This is a genomic window from Deinococcus grandis, from assembly GCF_001485435.1.
Taxonomy (GTDB): domain Bacteria; phylum Deinococcota; class Deinococci; order Deinococcales; family Deinococcaceae; genus Deinococcus; species Deinococcus grandis.
In genome coordinates this window covers 578681-593434 of record NZ_BCMS01000001.1, presented here as the reverse complement: position 1 = coordinate 593434, position 14754 = coordinate 578681, and the positions used below count along the sequence as shown (strand labels likewise).

Annotated in this window: 13 protein-coding genes; 8 read left to right on the top strand and 5 right to left on the bottom strand. The window is 74.3% G+C overall.

What is annotated here, in order from left to right; genetic code table 11:
* Positions 1 to 91: 91 nt before the first annotated feature.
* On the top strand, positions 92 to 724 hold the full coding sequence (locus DEIGR_RS02895; protein WP_058975123.1) for a 5-oxoprolinase subunit B family protein: 633 nt from the start codon (positions 92 to 94) through the stop codon (positions 722 to 724).
* Positions 721 to 1722 (top strand): 5-oxoprolinase subunit C family protein, encoded by a 1002-nt coding sequence (locus DEIGR_RS02890; protein WP_236704638.1) that lies wholly within the window; start codon positions 721 to 723, stop codon positions 1720 to 1722. Before DEIGR_RS02895 ends, DEIGR_RS02890 begins: the two co-directional genes overlap by 4 nt.
* 38 nt (positions 1723 to 1760) lie before the next feature.
* On the opposite strand, the gene DEIGR_RS02885 is transcribed toward DEIGR_RS02890, so the two are convergent.
* Complete coding sequence (locus tag DEIGR_RS02885) at positions 1761 to 3200, bottom strand: S41 family peptidase (protein WP_058975121.1); 1440 nt, start codon at positions 3198 to 3200, stop codon at positions 1761 to 1763.
* Positions 3201 to 3241: 41 nt separating this feature from the next.
* Here DEIGR_RS02885 and pxpA point away from each other — a divergent pair, with 41 nt between their 5' ends.
* From pxpA to DEIGR_RS02870, 3 genes are all read left to right on the top strand, one after another.
* On the top strand, positions 3242 to 3982 hold the full coding sequence (gene pxpA / locus DEIGR_RS02880; RefSeq protein WP_058975119.1) for a 5-oxoprolinase subunit PxpA: 741 nt from the start codon (positions 3242 to 3244) through the stop codon (positions 3980 to 3982).
* Positions 3983 to 4114: 132 nt separating this feature from the next.
* A complete protein-coding gene (locus tag DEIGR_RS02875; RefSeq protein WP_058975117.1) occupies positions 4115 to 5242 on the top strand; it encodes a diguanylate cyclase domain-containing protein in 1128 nt (375 codons plus the stop codon).
* Positions 5243 to 5341: 99 nt separating this feature from the next.
* Positions 5342 to 6001 carry a potassium channel family protein gene (locus DEIGR_RS02870; protein WP_058975115.1) on the top strand — a complete coding sequence of 220 codons (660 nt, stop codon included), beginning with the start codon at positions 5342 to 5344 and terminating at the stop codon, positions 5999 to 6001.
* A 62-nt stretch (positions 6002 to 6063) separates the two neighbouring features.
* Here DEIGR_RS02870 and DEIGR_RS20755 read toward each other — a convergent pair whose 3' ends face one another.
* The 4 genes from DEIGR_RS20755 to lptB all read right to left on the bottom strand — a co-directional run bounded on the left by DEIGR_RS20755 (position 6064) and on the right by lptB (position 10037).
* Complete coding sequence (locus tag DEIGR_RS20755; RefSeq protein ID WP_160329903.1) at positions 6064 to 6219, bottom strand: hypothetical protein; 156 nt, start codon at positions 6217 to 6219, stop codon at positions 6064 to 6066.
* 95 nt (positions 6220 to 6314) lie between these two features.
* Positions 6315 to 7514: an ABC transporter substrate-binding protein gene (locus tag DEIGR_RS02865; protein WP_058975113.1), complete on the bottom strand. Its 1200-nt coding sequence runs from the start codon at positions 7512 to 7514 to the stop codon at positions 6315 to 6317.
* 55 nt (positions 7515 to 7569) lie between these two features.
* Entirely contained in the window at positions 7570 to 9249 is a 1680-nt protein-coding gene (locus tag DEIGR_RS02860; RefSeq protein WP_058975111.1) for a DUF3084 domain-containing protein, read from the bottom strand.
* A 17-nt stretch (positions 9250 to 9266) separates the two neighbouring features.
* Positions 9267 to 10037 (bottom strand): LPS export ABC transporter ATP-binding protein, encoded by a 771-nt coding sequence (gene lptB, locus DEIGR_RS02855; RefSeq protein WP_058975109.1) that lies wholly within the window; start codon positions 10035 to 10037, stop codon positions 9267 to 9269.
* Between the two features lie 204 nt (positions 10038 to 10241).
* Between lptB and DEIGR_RS02850 the strand changes: the two genes are divergently transcribed.
* The 3 genes from DEIGR_RS02850 to DEIGR_RS02840 all read left to right on the top strand — a co-directional run bounded on the left by DEIGR_RS02850 (position 10242) and on the right by DEIGR_RS02840 (position 14573).
* The gene (locus DEIGR_RS02850) at positions 10242 to 12575 is read left to right on the top strand and encodes a DUF11 domain-containing protein (protein ID WP_058975107.1); all 2334 of its coding nucleotides are present in this window, start codon (positions 10242 to 10244) and stop codon (positions 12573 to 12575) included.
* Positions 12576 to 12780: 205 nt separating this feature from the next.
* Positions 12781 to 13956 (top strand): phosphopentomutase, encoded by a 1176-nt coding sequence (locus DEIGR_RS02845; protein WP_058975105.1) that lies wholly within the window; start codon positions 12781 to 12783, stop codon positions 13954 to 13956.
* Between the two features lie 17 nt (positions 13957 to 13973).
* Complete coding sequence (locus DEIGR_RS02840) at positions 13974 to 14573, top strand: hypothetical protein (RefSeq protein WP_236704777.1); 600 nt, start codon at positions 13974 to 13976, stop codon at positions 14571 to 14573.
* The last annotated feature ends 181 nt before the right edge of the window (positions 14574 to 14754 follow it).

Sequence of the window (14754 nt, the reverse complement as noted above, 5' to 3'; positions counted from 1 at the left end):
CGGGGCGCGAATGCGTGAGGCGGGGTGGCTGCTCAGGTGTGTGGCTGCACAGCGGCCCGGCGCGGCCCCGCGCGGGTCCGTATGCTGGGGCATGCCTGCACCCTCCGGCCCGGACCTGCCGACCTTCGAGTGGCTGGGGGACGCCGCGCTGAACGTCCGCACGCCCCTGGCCCGCGAACTGTACGCCAGCCTGCGCGCCCACCCACTGCCGGGCGTGCAGGAGGCGGTGCCCGCGCTGGACCTGCTGACCCTGCTGCTGGACGCCCCCACGGCGGGCGAGGCGGTGCAGGAGACCGTGGCGGCCCGACTGGCGACCCTGACCCCGGCGCCGGGCGGGTCCGGGCGGCGGGTGGTGGTGCCCGTGACCTTCGGCGGCCCGGACCTGGACTGGTGCGCGGCGCACGCGGGCCTGGACCGCGCGGCCTTCGTGGCGGCGCTGTGCGCGGCGCAGCTGGAGGTGGCGTTCCTGGGCTTCACGCCGGGCTTCGCGTTCCTGACCGGCCTGCCCGAGCCGCTGCGGATGCCACGCCTGGACGCCCCGCGCGAGCGGGTCCCGGCGGGCAGCGTCGCGCTGGGCGGCCCGTGGGCGGGCGTGTACCCGCGTGAGACGCCGGGCGGCTGGCGGCTGGTGGGCCGCACCGCCATGAATTTCTTCGACCTGTCCCGCGCGGCCCCGGTGCCGTGGCAGCCCGGTGACCGCGTGCAGTTCGAGGCGCGCGCGTGACCGCCCCCCTGCCCCGGGCGTCCCGGCCGGTGGCCGGCGGGCCGCTTGCCACCGGCGCGACCGTCCTGCGTGCGGGCGTGCAGACCACCGTGCAGGACGCCGGGCGGCGCGTGCGGGCGCTGGGTGTCCCGGCGGGCGGCGCGGCGGACCCGGTCGCGCGGCGGCTGGCGAACGCCCTGGTGGGCAACGCGCCGGACGCGGCGGGCCTGGAGGTCACGCTGGGCGGCCCGACGGTCCTCTTTCACGAGGCGGCGCTGGTCAGTCTGTGCGGCGCGCCGTTCGACGCGACGCTGGACGGCGCGCCGCTGCCGCTGTGGCGGGCCGTTCCGGTGCAGACCGGGCAGACCCTGACGGTCGGCGGGACCGCGCGGGGCCTGCGGGCGTTCCTGGCGGTGCGCGGCGCCCTGCACGGGCACGAGGTGTTCGGCAGTCGCGCCACGGACCTGCGCGCGGGGTTCGGCGGGGTGCAGGGGCGGGCGCTGCGGCCCGGCGATCACCTGACGTGGTCTCCCCTGCCCGCGCAGGCGGCGCGGCGGGCGTTCATCGCGCCGGACCTCCGCACGCCCACCGGGCCCCACCACGAGTTGCGGGTGCTCGGCACAGGCGACCTGACGGCCGACCTGCGCGATTCGCTGCTGGCGCGGCCCTTCACGGTCAGTCCGCAGGCGGACCGCATGGGCGCCCGCCTGACCGAGTCCGTCGCGGCCCCGCGCGACCCGACGCGGCCCAGCGTCCCGAACGTGCCGGGCCTGCTGCAACTGCCGCCGGACGGCCGCCCGATCCTGCTGCTGCCCGACGCGGGCACGCACGGCGGGTACCCCACGCCGCTGGTCGTGATCACGGCGGACCTGCCCCGCCTGGGCCAGCTGCGCCCCGGCGACACCCTGACCCTGCGCGAAGTGACCCGCGAGGACGCCCACGCCGCGCACCTCGCGCAGGAACGGGCGCTGCGGCAGGCGGAGTGGATGCTGAGACAGGCAGTGGTGAGTGGGAAGTAGGGAGTGGGACAGACGCCGTTCCACTCCCTACTTCCTGCTTATTTCAGTGCGGCTTCCAGGGGCAGGTCGTGCCCGTGGGCGAGGGCGCGCAGGTCGTCCGGGGTGACGGGAGCGGGGGTCACGTCGGGCGTGAGGGGCTGGCCGCGCAGGTCGTTCGCGCGGCCGATGGTGACGCTCAGGCCCCGGTCACCGCTGATGGCGCCGATCACGGTGACGGTGTTCCCGACGCCGTAGCTGCGTTCCCCGGTCAGGATGGCCCCGGTCTGTGCGGCCAGTTGCGCGACGATCTCGGAGGCGCTGGCGGACCCCTCGTTCACGAGGATGGTCAGTCGGCCCGCCCAGCGGGCGGGGGTGCCGACGCCCAGGACCGGGCTGGTCGGGGCGCAGTTCACGCCCGCGAGCACCTGACCGTTCCGGTACGCGTAGGTGACGTCCTGCCCGTCCAGGGTCTCGATGGTCTCCCCGGCGCGGTCGCCGACCAGGGCGCCCGCCACGCCGATCGCCTCGGACAGCAGACCGCCGCCGTTGCCGCGCAGGTCGAGGATCAGGTGGGTCGCGTCCGCGCGCTGCGCGCCCCCGATCAGGGTGTGCACCTGCTGCGCGACGCCGGACGTGGCGAAGGTCGGCAGGCGCAGCAGCACGGTGCCAGGGGCGACGGTGCGCGCGTACGGCAGGGGCGCGCTGCTGAGGACCCGGGGCGTGACGGTCGTGCTGGCGGTCGTCTCGGCGCCCGCCTGCGCGCGGCGGTACGTGACGGTCACGGGTGCCCCGGCGGCGCTGGCCTGTCCCAGCAGCGTGCTCAGGCGCGCGGCATGCGCCGCGTCGCTGTCCCCGGGCTGGCGGGTCAGGGGCTGCCCGCCGATGCTCAGCAGGGTGTCGCCGCGCGTCAGTCCGGCCTGCGCGGCGGGCCACTCCGGGAACGCGTCGAGCAGCACCGCGCCGTCCTCGCCGGGCACCGCCGCCCAGCGCACGCCCAGGCGGGGCGTGGGGGTGGGCGCCGCGCTCAGGCTGTCCCGGAACGCCCTGAACCCGGCGGCGTCCAGGAAGTAGGTGTGCCCGTCGCGCACGCCGTCCACGTAGTCGTTCATGAACGCGTCGGTCTGCGCGCTCAGCGTGGCGGCGCGCAGGTTCCCGAACGCTGTGCGGGCGCCCGTCTCGGCCTGCTCGTGCAGCGCCTGGAGGTCCACGCCGGACTCGCCCCAGTAGCTGCCGTTGATGGCCTCGCGCACGTCCAGCAGCTGGTCGAACAGGCTGGGGGTCGCCTGGGCGCCCAGTGGCGCGGGGCGCAGGTTCACGCCCATCAGCCCGGCCGGGCCGCCCAGCGCGGACAGCCACGCGGGATTCAGGACGCAGCTGGGCCGCGCGGGCCGGGTGGCGCGCGGGACGGTGGGGACGTCGTCACCCGGGACGGGCGGCGCGGGCGTGGGCGTACAGGCGGCCAGCAGCAGCGGCAGCAGCAGGAGTCGGGCGCGGGTCACGCCTGCATTGTCACGCGGGCCGGGTGACTACACTGGAAGACATGACCAGTATCGACCTGAACGCCGACCTGGGCGAGGGCAGCGCGCACGAGGAGACCGTCATGGCCGTGGTGAGCAGCGCGAACATCGCCTGCGGCGGGCACGCCGGGGACGCCGGGACCATGCGGGACTCGCTGCGGCTCGCGGCGCGCTTCGGGGTGGCGGCCGGGGCACACCCGGGCTTCCCGGACCGCGAGGGCTTCGGGCGGCGCGAACTGCACTTCCCCCCGGACGAGGTCCGCGCGTTCGTGCGCGAGCAGATCGAGGCGCTCAAGGCCGTCGCGGCGCGCGAGGGGGTCCCGCTGCGGCACGTCAAGCCGCACGGGATGCTGTACAACATGGCCGTGCGGGACGAGACGCTGGCGCGCGCGGTGGCGCAGGCGGCCGCCGACAGTGGCGTGCCGCTGTACTTCGGGCTGGCGGGCGGCGGCAGCGTGATGCTGCGCGAGGCGCGCGCCGCCGGGCTGCGCGAGATCGGCGAGGGCTTCGCGGACCGCGGGTACGCCCCCGACGGGAGCCTGTGGCCGCGCGGACAGGCGGGCGCGCTGCTGCCCTTCGACGCCGCGACCGCGCAGGGCGTGCGGATCGCGCGGGACGGCGTGACGACCGCCGTGACCGGCGAGCCGGTCGCCGTGCCCGCCCGGACGCTGTGCCTGCACGGTGACGGCGCCGAGGCCGCCGAACTGGCCCGGACGCTGCGCGCGGCGCTGGAGGCGGCGGGGCTGCGCGTCGCCGCCCCCTGAATGCCTGCCCGGCCCGTCCCGCCGGGTGGCTCGGACCGGTCGCTCGGGCCGGGCCTGCGCGGGCGCAGCTGACCCGGCGGGCACTTCCTGTCAGGTCTGCGTGAGAGCCGCCGTGCTGCAATCGACCCTGAGATGCTGCCCGACTTCCGCCCCGGTTCCCTGAGTGCGTCCGCCCGCGAAGCCCGCGGCGGGGTGTTCCGCACCACCCTGGACCGCCGGGCGCTGAACCAGCGGGTGCTGGGCGGCGTGCTGATCGCCACGCTGCTCGCCGCGCTGTACCACCAGCACGACCCCTTCGAACGCGTGGCGCTGCCCGCCATGGCCGTCCTGCTGGGCGCGCTGCTGGCCACGCTGTCGTTCACGCGCGTGCCCCTGCTGGTCACGCAGACGGCCGGGCTGCTGGGCGGCTGGGTGTACCTGCTGGCCAAGGTCGCGTACGTGCTGTTCGTGATGGGTGACGCGGGCCTGCCGATGCTGCTGAATCTCGCGCCGTGGGGGGGGGTGCTGCTCGCCTCGCACCTGTGGACGCTGGGGCCGCAGGGCAGCGCGGGCCTGAACGTCGCGGCGCTGGGCAGCCTCGCGGCGCTGCTCGCCACGAAGGTCGCGCTGGACCCGGCGTCCGCGCAGGCGAACGTGACCGGCACCGTCCTCCAGATGCTGCTCGCGGGCGGCGTGCTGCTGCTCGGGCAGCGCGGCGCCGCGCACCGCATGACCGGCGACGTGCGCCGCGCCGTGCTCGGCCAGGACACCCCGGGCCTGGACGCCCTGACCGGCCTGCCCGACCGCGTCACGCTGGAACGCCAGCTGGAGGGCGCGTACCGCCAGTCCCCCGAGCATCTGGTCGTCGCCGCGATCGCCGTGGACCCCCAGGAGCCGCCCGACCTGAGCGGCCAGAACTTCCAGGTGCGGCTCTCCGCGCACGTGTCGCGCGTCCTGATGAGCACCGTGCGCGACCAGGACCTGCTGGGCTGCCTGGGGGACGGTGTGGCCGCGCTCGTCATGCGCGCCCCGGACGCCCGCTCGGCACGCGCCGCCTGCGAGCGGCTGCGCGTGCGGGTCGCGTCCCGCCCGCTGGACGGCGTGAACCCCACCGTGACCATCGGACTGGTGTACGCCGACGGGCAGCTGGAGCCGCAGGCGCTGCTGCGCGCCGCCGAGGACACCCTGGGCGCGGCGCGGCAGCTCGGCCCGAACCGGGTGCTGCTCGGCCCGGCCCGCCCGGACGGGAACGCGGAGAACCTCGACGCGCTGTTCGCCTGACCGGGCGGGCAGCGGCGCCCCTCCCGGCGCGCGGGCTTTTGCGGCACAATCGGGAGGCACTTGCCACCCGTCCGCTTCCGGCGGCAGAAAGGACCTCTGATGAAAAGCAAACAATGTCTGGTGATCGGCCTGGGCCGCTTCGGCACGGCCGTCGCGACCACCCTCTACGAGATGGGGCACGAGGTCGTCGCCATCGACCAGCACGAGGAGAACGTCGAGCGGGTCATGAACCTCGTGACGCACGCCGCGATCGTGGACGCCAGCGACGAGCGGGCCCTGCGCGCCCTGGGCGTCGGGGATTTCGACGTGGTGGTCGTGGCGATCGGCACGGACGTGCAGGCGAACATCCTGGCGACCATGAACGCCAAGAGCCTCGGCGCGCCGTACGTGGTCAGCAAGGCCATCGACGAGATGGCCCGACGCGTCCTGGAGCGCATCGGCGCGGACCTCGTCATCCGGCCCGAGCATGACATGGGCGTGCGGCTGGCGCGGCAGATCGCCACGCCGAACATCGTGGACACCCTGGACCTGGGCGGCGACTACGCCATCGTGGAGATCGAGGCGAACGAGCGCCTGAAGGGGACCCTGCGCGACCTGAACCTCACGGGGCGCTTCAACGTGCAGATCATCGCGATCAGCCGCGCCGGGAAGATCGAGGTGACCCCCCGCGCCGAGGACGAACTGCGGCCCCACGACAAGCTGGTCGTGATCGGCACCAGCCACGCCATCGACGACCTGCGCCGCTACCTGGGCGAGTGACGACCCGCCGGTCCGCGACACCCGACCCTGATTGACGCCCGGGTTGACGCCCGGGTTGACGCTCAGCGGTGGTTCAGTGCGACGACCATCGCGGCCAGCAGCGGCAGCAGCGCGCTGACGCCCCACACGACCATGGGGCGCGCCGCGCCGGGCCGCAGCAGGAACAGCAGCAGCAGGGCCGCGCAGGCCAGCGTGACGATCAGGTACAGGGCTCCCATGGCCGTCAGGATACTGCCGTCAGGGTCATCCCGGAGGCGTCACAGCAGGTGGACGGGACGCACGCGACACCACTGGCTTCCGCTTCTGTGTTCCGTCAGCGATCCGCGCGGGCCTGGGCGGCGTCCAGGGCGGCCTTCGCGCTCAGTTTGCCGGTGGTGGCCTGCGTGATGGCGTCCTCGATCAGGGCGGTCCACGCGGCGTACTCGGGCGTGGTGGGGCGCGGCACGGCCCGGCTGATCTGGGCGTGCGCGGCGCGCAGCTGTGGGTTCTTCGCGTACCAGTCGTCCAGCAGGGGCACGGCGGCGCGGCGCGGCGGGACGTACGCGGTGGTCTTCACCCAGTCAGCCAGCCGGGCGGGCTGCATGAGGTACTGCCAGAACGCCACGGCGCCCGCCTGCTCGGCGGCCGGGGTACCTTTCGGGATGGTCAGGGTCGCGCCGCCCAGCGGGACGGTGCACGCGCCCTCCTTCTCGCAGGGGAACGGGGCGACGCCCAGGTTGAAGAAGGGCAGCTTGCGCGCGTCGATCCAGTTGGCGACGCTGGCCAGCACGAAGGTGTTCTGCCCGCGTGCGAAGTCGAACGCGGCGCGGGTCGCCTCGTTCAGGGTGCGCGGCTGGGCCTGCCCGGCGGCGCTCATGCGGGCCAGCTGGGTCAGGGCGTCCACGGCGTCGGGGCTGTTCAGGCGGGGGCGTTCGCCGCCCGTCAGGGTGCCGCCGCGCGACAGGACGTTCGCCTCGAAGGTCCACGCGTCGGCCGCGGCGACCAGCGGGCGGCGGCCTCCGGTGGCCAGGGTGCGGCTGGCACCTTCGAGTTGCGCCCAGGTGTCGGGGGCGTTCAGGCCCGCTTTCTTCAGGGTGCCGGCGTTGTACATCAGGACGGGCACGCTGACGTTCCACGGGAGGCCGTAGGTGCGCTCGCCCAGCTGGCCGGTCTTCCACACGGCGGGGTAGATGTCGCCGCGCAGCGCGCCGGGCAGGTCGTCCACGCGGGCACTCAGGTCGGTGAGCTGCCCGGCCTGGGCCAGGGTGGGGAACTGCGTGAATTCCAGTTGGGCCAGGGCGGGCGCCGAGCCGCTGCGCAGCGCCGCCTGGAGTTTGGGCAGCAGTTCGCGGTAGTTGCCCTGGTTGATCGGGACGATCTCGTAGGCGGTCTGGCTGGCGTTGAAGTCGCGCGCGTAGGCCTGCACGGTTCCCTGGACGCCGCTCATGGCGTGCCAGAATTCCACGCGGACGGGCGCGGCGTGCGCGGCGGTGGCGAGCAGCAGGGCGGTCAGGGGCAGGGCGGAGGCGCGCATCGCGCGTCAGGATAGCGGGCCGGGCTGACCCGCGTCTGTTCCCGGCGGGCCCCGGTCAGGGCAGCACGGGGTACAGGTCCACGCGGCTGCCGGGGCGGACGTCGGTGCGGGCCGCGATGCCCACCACGGCGACGTTCCCGCTGCGGTCGTTCAGGCGGGTGATGAGCGGCACGAGTTCCCCGACGTCCAGGCCCTGCACGTACTCGCTGGGCACGCCGCGCGTGGTGAGGTCCAGCGTGACGTCCTGCACGAGTTCCCCGATCTGGTCCTGCATGCGGCGCAGGTCACCGAGCGTGACGGTCGAGCGGCGGATGACCTGCCCGGCGCGGTACAGGACGGCGTTGGCGCGCGCGTCGCAGCTCAGGTCGACCGGGAAGCCCACGGCGGCGTTCTGCGCGGCGCGGCACTGCACGAAGGCGCTGACGTTCAGGCCGCGCAGTTTGGTCTCCAGGGCGCCGCGCGCGGCGGGGGTCAGGCGCGCGGCGGGCGTGCCCCGGGCGCCGCGGGTGGCGGCGCTGCGCGCGGCGTCGAGCAGGAACTGGTCGAGGTTGCGCACGCCGGGCACCACCGCGGCGTACACGAGGTCGTTCCTGGGGTAGGCGAGGTCGGTGTTGCGCGTGGCGCTCAGTTCGGCGCGACTGCTGGAGTACTCGTCCTGCAGGCGGCCCAGCGTGGCGCGCAGGGCGTCGTTGCTGTCGCGCAGCTGCTGCTGCTGGAGTTGCAGGGCGCTCAGGTCGGCCAGGATGCGGGTGCGGTCGCGGGCGGCCTGGTCGCGGGCGGTGATCAGCGCGGCGCGTTCGCTGCTCAGGCGGTCGCGTTCGGCGCGCAGGGCATCGCGGGCCTGTTGCGCGGCGCGCTGCTGCGCCTGCGCGTCCTGCAGGGCCTGCCGGGCAGCGCTCAGGGCCTGCTGGGCGTCGCGCAGGGCGCGGTCGGCCTGCGCGCGGTCCCGGGCGAGCGTGTCGATCTGCGCGCGGGCCTGCTGCGCCTGCGTCTGGGCCTGCTGCGCGCGGGTCTGCGCGTCCCGGGCGCGGGTCTGGGCCTGCTGGGCCAGGGCCTGCTGCGCCTGCGCGCGGGCCTGCGCGGTCTCGGCGGCCGTCTGCGCGTCGCGCGCGCGGTCCTGGGCGCTGCGGGTCTCCTGTTCGGACAGCGCGATGCGCGCGCCGAGGTCCACGACCTGCGCGTCGAGGTTCTGCGCGCGGGCCTGACTGGCGGTCAGGGAGGTTTCGGCCGCCTGGAGTTTCGCGCGGGTCTGCGCGGCGCGCGCTTCCAGGGTGCGCTGCGCGGCGGTGAGTTCCTGCACGCGCTCTTCCAGGGTGCGGGCCTGCGCCTGCACGCGGGCCTGCGCGGCGCGGGCGTCGGTGAGGGCCGTCTGCGCGGCCTTCAGGGCGCTCTGGGCGGCCGCCTGCTGTTCACGCAGGCGCGCGGCCTCCTGCTGGGCGCGGTCGCGGTCGGCCTGCGCGGCGCGGATGTCTCCCCGCAGGGCCTCCAGCTGGGGGCGCAGCTGGTCGGCCTGCGCGATGGTGTTCACGGCGCTGCTGTTCAGGATCAGGAACGCCGCGAGGCTGGCGGCGCTGATGCCCATGCCGGACAGGACCGCCACGACCAGGGCGGTGGTCTTGGGGCGCATGCCGAACCAGCGCAGGTGCTTGCGTCCGGCCTTGCGGGCGATGGTGTCGGCGGCGTACGCGACGACCCCCGAGAGGATCACCACGAAGGGCAGGAACAGCCACAGCACCTAGCAGACTCCCCGGGTCACAGTTCGAAGTCGTCGCCGAGGTAGTGGGTGCGGGCGTCCTCGTCCTGCGCGAACTGGGCGGGGGTGCCCTCGAACTTCACCTCGCCGTCGTACATCAGGTACACGCGGTCGGTCAGGGCGATGGTCTCGCGGACGTTGTGGTCGGTGATGAACACGCCCAGGCCGCGGCGGTCGCGCAGGTCGCGGATCAGGCGCTGGATCTCGCGGATGCTCTTGGGGTCCACCCCGGTGAACGGTTCGTCCAGCAGCAGGTAGTCGGGGTCGGTGGTCAGCGCCCGGGCGAGTTCCAGGCGGCGGCGTTCCCCGCCGGACAGCTGGTACGCGAAGCTGCCCGCCAGGTGCGTCAGCCCGAATTCGGCCAGCAGGGCGTCGGCGCGGGCCTCCTGCTCGGCGCGCGGCAGGCCCTGGTATTCCAGGATGGCCAGCAGGTTGTCGCGGGCGGTCAGTTTGCGGAAGGCGCTGGGTTCCTGCGGCAGGTAGCCCAGGCCCAGGCGGGCGCGTTCGTGCATGGGCAGGCGGGTCAGGTCGCGCTCGCCCAGGGCGATGCGGCCCGCGCCGGGGCGGATGAAGCCGACCAGCATGTAGAAGGTGGTGGTCTTGCCCGCGCCGTTCGGGCCGAACAGCGCGACGATCTCGCCGGGCTGCACACGCAGGTTCACGTTCCGCACGACCGGGCGGCGCCCGTAGGTCTTGCCCAGGCCCTCGGCGTGCAGGTCCGGACGCCCAGGCGTGACAGCCGGTTGCAGCGTGGAGGTGGTCGCGGTCACGTCCGGCAGCGTATCACCCTGGGGGGGCGCGCCCCGTGAAAGAACGGTGATGCGCGGCCCTGCGGCGGAACTGACAGCCCGTCAGAAGAACGTGACAAATTCGACATTAAGGTAAGAGTCGGGGGACCGTCTGCACGTCAGAACGACCACGTCAGAAGCGGCAGCGCCGCCGCCCGACACCCCCTACACTCACCGGAGACTTTCATGACACGCGCCCGACTCGCCCGCCTCCTGCCAGCCCTGCTCCCCAGCCTGATGCTCAGCCTCGGCCTGCCGGCCGCCGCCCAGACCGTCTGCGCGCAACCCGCCGCGACCGGGAACGTCAGCGGCCTGACCGGGGTCGTGAACACCTACTTCCCCGGACCGGGCGCCGACACCACCCTGAGCGCCGGGACGACCGCCGTCACGTTCGGCACGGTCCGCCGGGGCGCGGCGCAGCCCGTCGCCGCCGGGGACCTGCTGCTGCTCATGCAGATGCAGGGCGCGGACATCGACGCGACGAACACCGACAGTTACGGGGACGGCGTGGCGGGCGGCGCGGGCAGCGGGCAGCTGACCAGCAACCTGTACGCCGGACGCTACGAGTTCGTGACCGTCACCGCCGTGACCGGCGCGGGCAGCGTCACGGTGCGCGGCCAGGGCGCGGGCGGCGGACTGGTGAACACCTACGTGAACCGCGCGGCGACCGCCACGCAGGGCGCCGCGCGTTACCAGGTGATCCGCGTGCCGCAGTACGGCAACCTGACGCTGGGCGCCGCGCCGGTCACGGCGGACGCCTGGGACGGCACGGACGGCGGCGTGGTCGTCCTGGACGTTGCCGGCACCCTGAACTGGAACGGGGGCAGCGTGAACGTGAACGCCCTGGGCTTCCGCGGCGGGGCGGGCCAGGGACTGGGCGGGGTGGGCACCGCGACCGGGTACACGAACCTCGACTACCGGAACCTGACCGCCGGAGCCACGCACGGCAACAAGGGCGAGGGCCTGGCGGGCACGCCACGCTTCGTGCTGGACCCCGCCACCTCCACGTTGCTCGACACGGGCGCCGAGGGGTACCCGAACGGCAGCCGCGCACGCGGCGCGCCCGGCAACGCGGGCGGCGGCGGCACCGACGGCGCCGTGAACGTCAACTCGCAGAACAGCGGCGGAGGCGGCGGCGCGAACGGCGGGGGCGGCGGACAGGGCGGCAACAGCTGGAGCAGCAAGCTCGCCATCGGCGGGTTCGGCGGGAAGGCCGCACCCGCCAGCCTGAGCGCCCTGTTCCTGGGGGGCGGGGGCGGCGCCGGGTCACGCAACAACGGCAGCGGCGTGCAGAGCAGCGGCGGCGCCGGCGGCGGGATCGTGATCATCCGCGCCGGGCAGACCAGCGGCAGCGGCAGCGTTACCGCGAACGGCGCGGCGGGACTGGGGGCCGACAACGACGGCGCGGGCGGCGGCGGGGCGGGCGGCACGGTGATCGTCATGACCGGCGGGAGCAGCCTGAGCGGCCTGACCGTCACCGCCAGCGGCGGGAACGGCGGGAACGCGTGGCCCGCGCAGGCCGCCGGGGCGAACAACGTGAACGCCCACGGACCGGGCGGCGGGGGCGGCGGGGGGATCGTGTACACGAACGTGTCCGGGGCCAGCGTCACGGCCGCGAACGGCGCGAACGGGACGTCCACGTCGTCGGTCGTGGCGTTCGGCGCGCAGCCGGGCGTGACGGGCACCATTCCCGGCGGCAGCCTGACCGGCCTGCCCGGCACCCGCGAGGGCGCCGCCTGCCCGGTCCTGAGCGTCAGCAAGTCCACGAGCACGCCCGCGGTGTGGCGCGGCGCGAAGGCCACGTACAGCGTCACGGTCACGAACTCGGGCGGGGCCAGCAGCACCGTGCGGGTGCAGGACACCCTCCCGGCGGGGTTCACGCTGAGCGGCACGCCGGTCGTCACCCCGGCGGCGGCGCGGGTCACGACCGCGGACGCCAGCACCGCGACCGCGCTGGACCTGAAGACCTTCCGGCTGGGGTACGGCGAGTCGCTGAACGTTACCTTCGACGCGCTGACGCCCACCGACCCGGCGCTGCGCGGCACGGTCTTCCAGAACAGCGCGGCGGCCAGCACCACGGACGCCGCCGGGAACGCCGTGACCGGCACGTACCTGGGCAGCAGCAGCGCCGCCGAGGACGTCCGCCTGCTGTTCCCCAGCCTGAAGGTCACGAAGGCCGTGCGCAACGTCACGCGCAGCACGGCGTTCGGCACGAGCGGCGGCGGGTACCCGGGCGACCGCCTGGAGTACTGCCTGACGTACCTGAACGACGGGGACGGTCCGCTGAACGGCGTGAACCTCACGGACAGCATCCCGGCGAACACGGCCGTCCTGACCGGCGCGTACGGGGCGGGCCTGGGCGTGCAGTTCACCCCGGCGTCCGGCACGGCCGTGACGTACACCAGCGCCGCCGACGCGGACGCCGGGCGGATCAGTCAGGCGGGCGGGCTGCTCGTGGCGCTGGGCAACGTGGCGCAGGGCGCGAGCGGCACCGCCTGCTTCCAGGTGAGCGTCCGCTGATACGGACTCCGATTGAATGGGCTGCAAAGCCCGCTGGGTCCGAGCGGATGCGACTCGTAGAGCTGCTCTGCAGAGGAGGAGAAAAACGGGTTCCGGGCGTGAAGTTGGCAGATCGGTGGTGTTCCGATCTGTGAACGAAACAGACGGAATCCGCATGAAGCGCCCGTCCGCGGCGGGCAGGCGCACGCGGGGCTAGACTGGGGGCATGTTGCTGACGATTGTCGTGCTGGATTCCGTGGGCGCGGGCGAACTGCCCGACGCCGCGAGCTTCGGGGATGCCGGGGCGCACACCCTGAACCACACCCTGAAGGCGGCGCCCGCGCGCCTGCCGAACCTGGCGGCGCTGGGCCTCGCGCAGGTGCCCACCATCGAGACCGGGGACGCGACCGTGCCCGCCGGACCCGCCGCCGGTGCGTTCGGTCGCCTGCGCGAGGTCAGCCCCGGCAAGGACACGAGCACCGGCCACTGGGAGTTCATGGGCATCCAGCTGGAGCACGCCTTCCAGGTGTTCCCGGACGGCTTCCCGCCCGCCGTGATGGACCGTTTCGACGCGGCGACCGGGCGCGGGCACCTGTGCAACAGGCCGTACAGCGGCACGGACGTCATCCGTGACTTCGGCCCGGAGCACATGACGACCGGCGCACCCATCGTGTACACCAGCGCGGACAGCGTGTTCCAGATCGCCGCGCACGAGGACGTCGTGCCGCTGGAGACGCTGTACGCGTGGTGCCGCGCCGCCCGCGAGATCCTGCAGGGCGAGTTCGCGGTGGCGCGCGTGATCGCCCGGCCGTTCCGGGGCGAGTTCCCGTTCGAGCGGGCGAACGAGCACCGCAAGGACTTCAGCCTCGTGCCGCCGCCCACGGTGCTGGACGCCGTGAAGGCCACCGGGCAGGCCGTGGTGGGCATCGGGAAGATCCCGGACATCTACGCGAATCAGGGCTTCACCGAGGAGATCCACACCGACGACAACGCCGACGGGATCGCCAAGACCCTGGCCCGCATGCGCCAGGCCGCGCAGGACGGCACCTCGGGTCTGATCTTCACGAACCTCGTGGATTTCGACAGCAAGTTCGGCCACCGCCGCGACCCCGAGGGGTACAGCGGCTGCCTCGCGGCGTTCGACGCGGCGCTGCCCGACCTGATCGCCGCCGTGCCCGAGGATGGCGCGCTGATCATCGTCAGTGACCACGGGAACGACCCCACCTGGAAGGGCTCGGACCACACCCGCGAGCACGGCCTGCTGCTGGTGCACAAGGGCGGCGCGGCGGGCGTGGACCTGGGCGACCGCGCCACCTTCGCGGACGTGGGCGCGACCGTCGCCGAGGCGCTGGGCGCGGCGTGGGACGGGCCGGGTGAGAGCTTCTGGACACAGCTGACCTGACCCCCGAGGCGTTCAGTCTGACCCTGTCGCTGGGCGGGCGCTACGCGGGCGAGCAGCAGTGGGCGCTGCACGGCGAACGCAGCGCCCTGGTGGCGCGCGTGCAGACCGATTTCGGCGGGGTGCTGCCCGGCGTGCGGCGCGTGCAGACCAGCCGCATGCACCCCCGCCTGCTGACCAGCCTCGGGTACGCCGAGGGCGACGGACGCGGCCGGCCCGGCTTCGAGGTGAGCTTCGACCGCCGCGTGGGCCTGATCACGCTGCGCCAGGGCCGCGACGAGGCCACGCAGCCCCTGACGACCGAGTACCACGACCCGGTCAGTCTGCTGCTGTGGCTGCGGCAGCTGACCGCGCAGGACGGCGGCGGCCCCGAGCGGACGCACGCCCAGCTGACCGGCGGGCGCGTCCTGATCCAGCGCCTCGCGGACGCCGAGGTGGACGGCACGCCGTGCAGCGGGTACTTCCTGCGGCCCGGCAACGCCTACGTGTACGTCGAGCAGGCCGCGCCGCACCGCCTGATGCGCCTGATCCAGCCGACCGATTTCGGTCCGGTCGAGGCGAACGCGCAGCCCGCCGGGCGCCGCACCGTGCAGGGCCGCGAACGCCGCCGCCGGGTGTGAGCCGGGATGAACATGACTCGATTCCCACGTGATCGCCGTCCGTTTTCCCCTCTCCCCCCGTGGGACTCGCAGAGCTGCTCCGCAGAGAGGGAGGGACTCGAAGAGCTGCGCAGCAGTGGAGCGGAGCGACGGAAGGCTGAGGGGGCCACCGGGCAGCCCTGACTGGTATGAAATCCCGTGA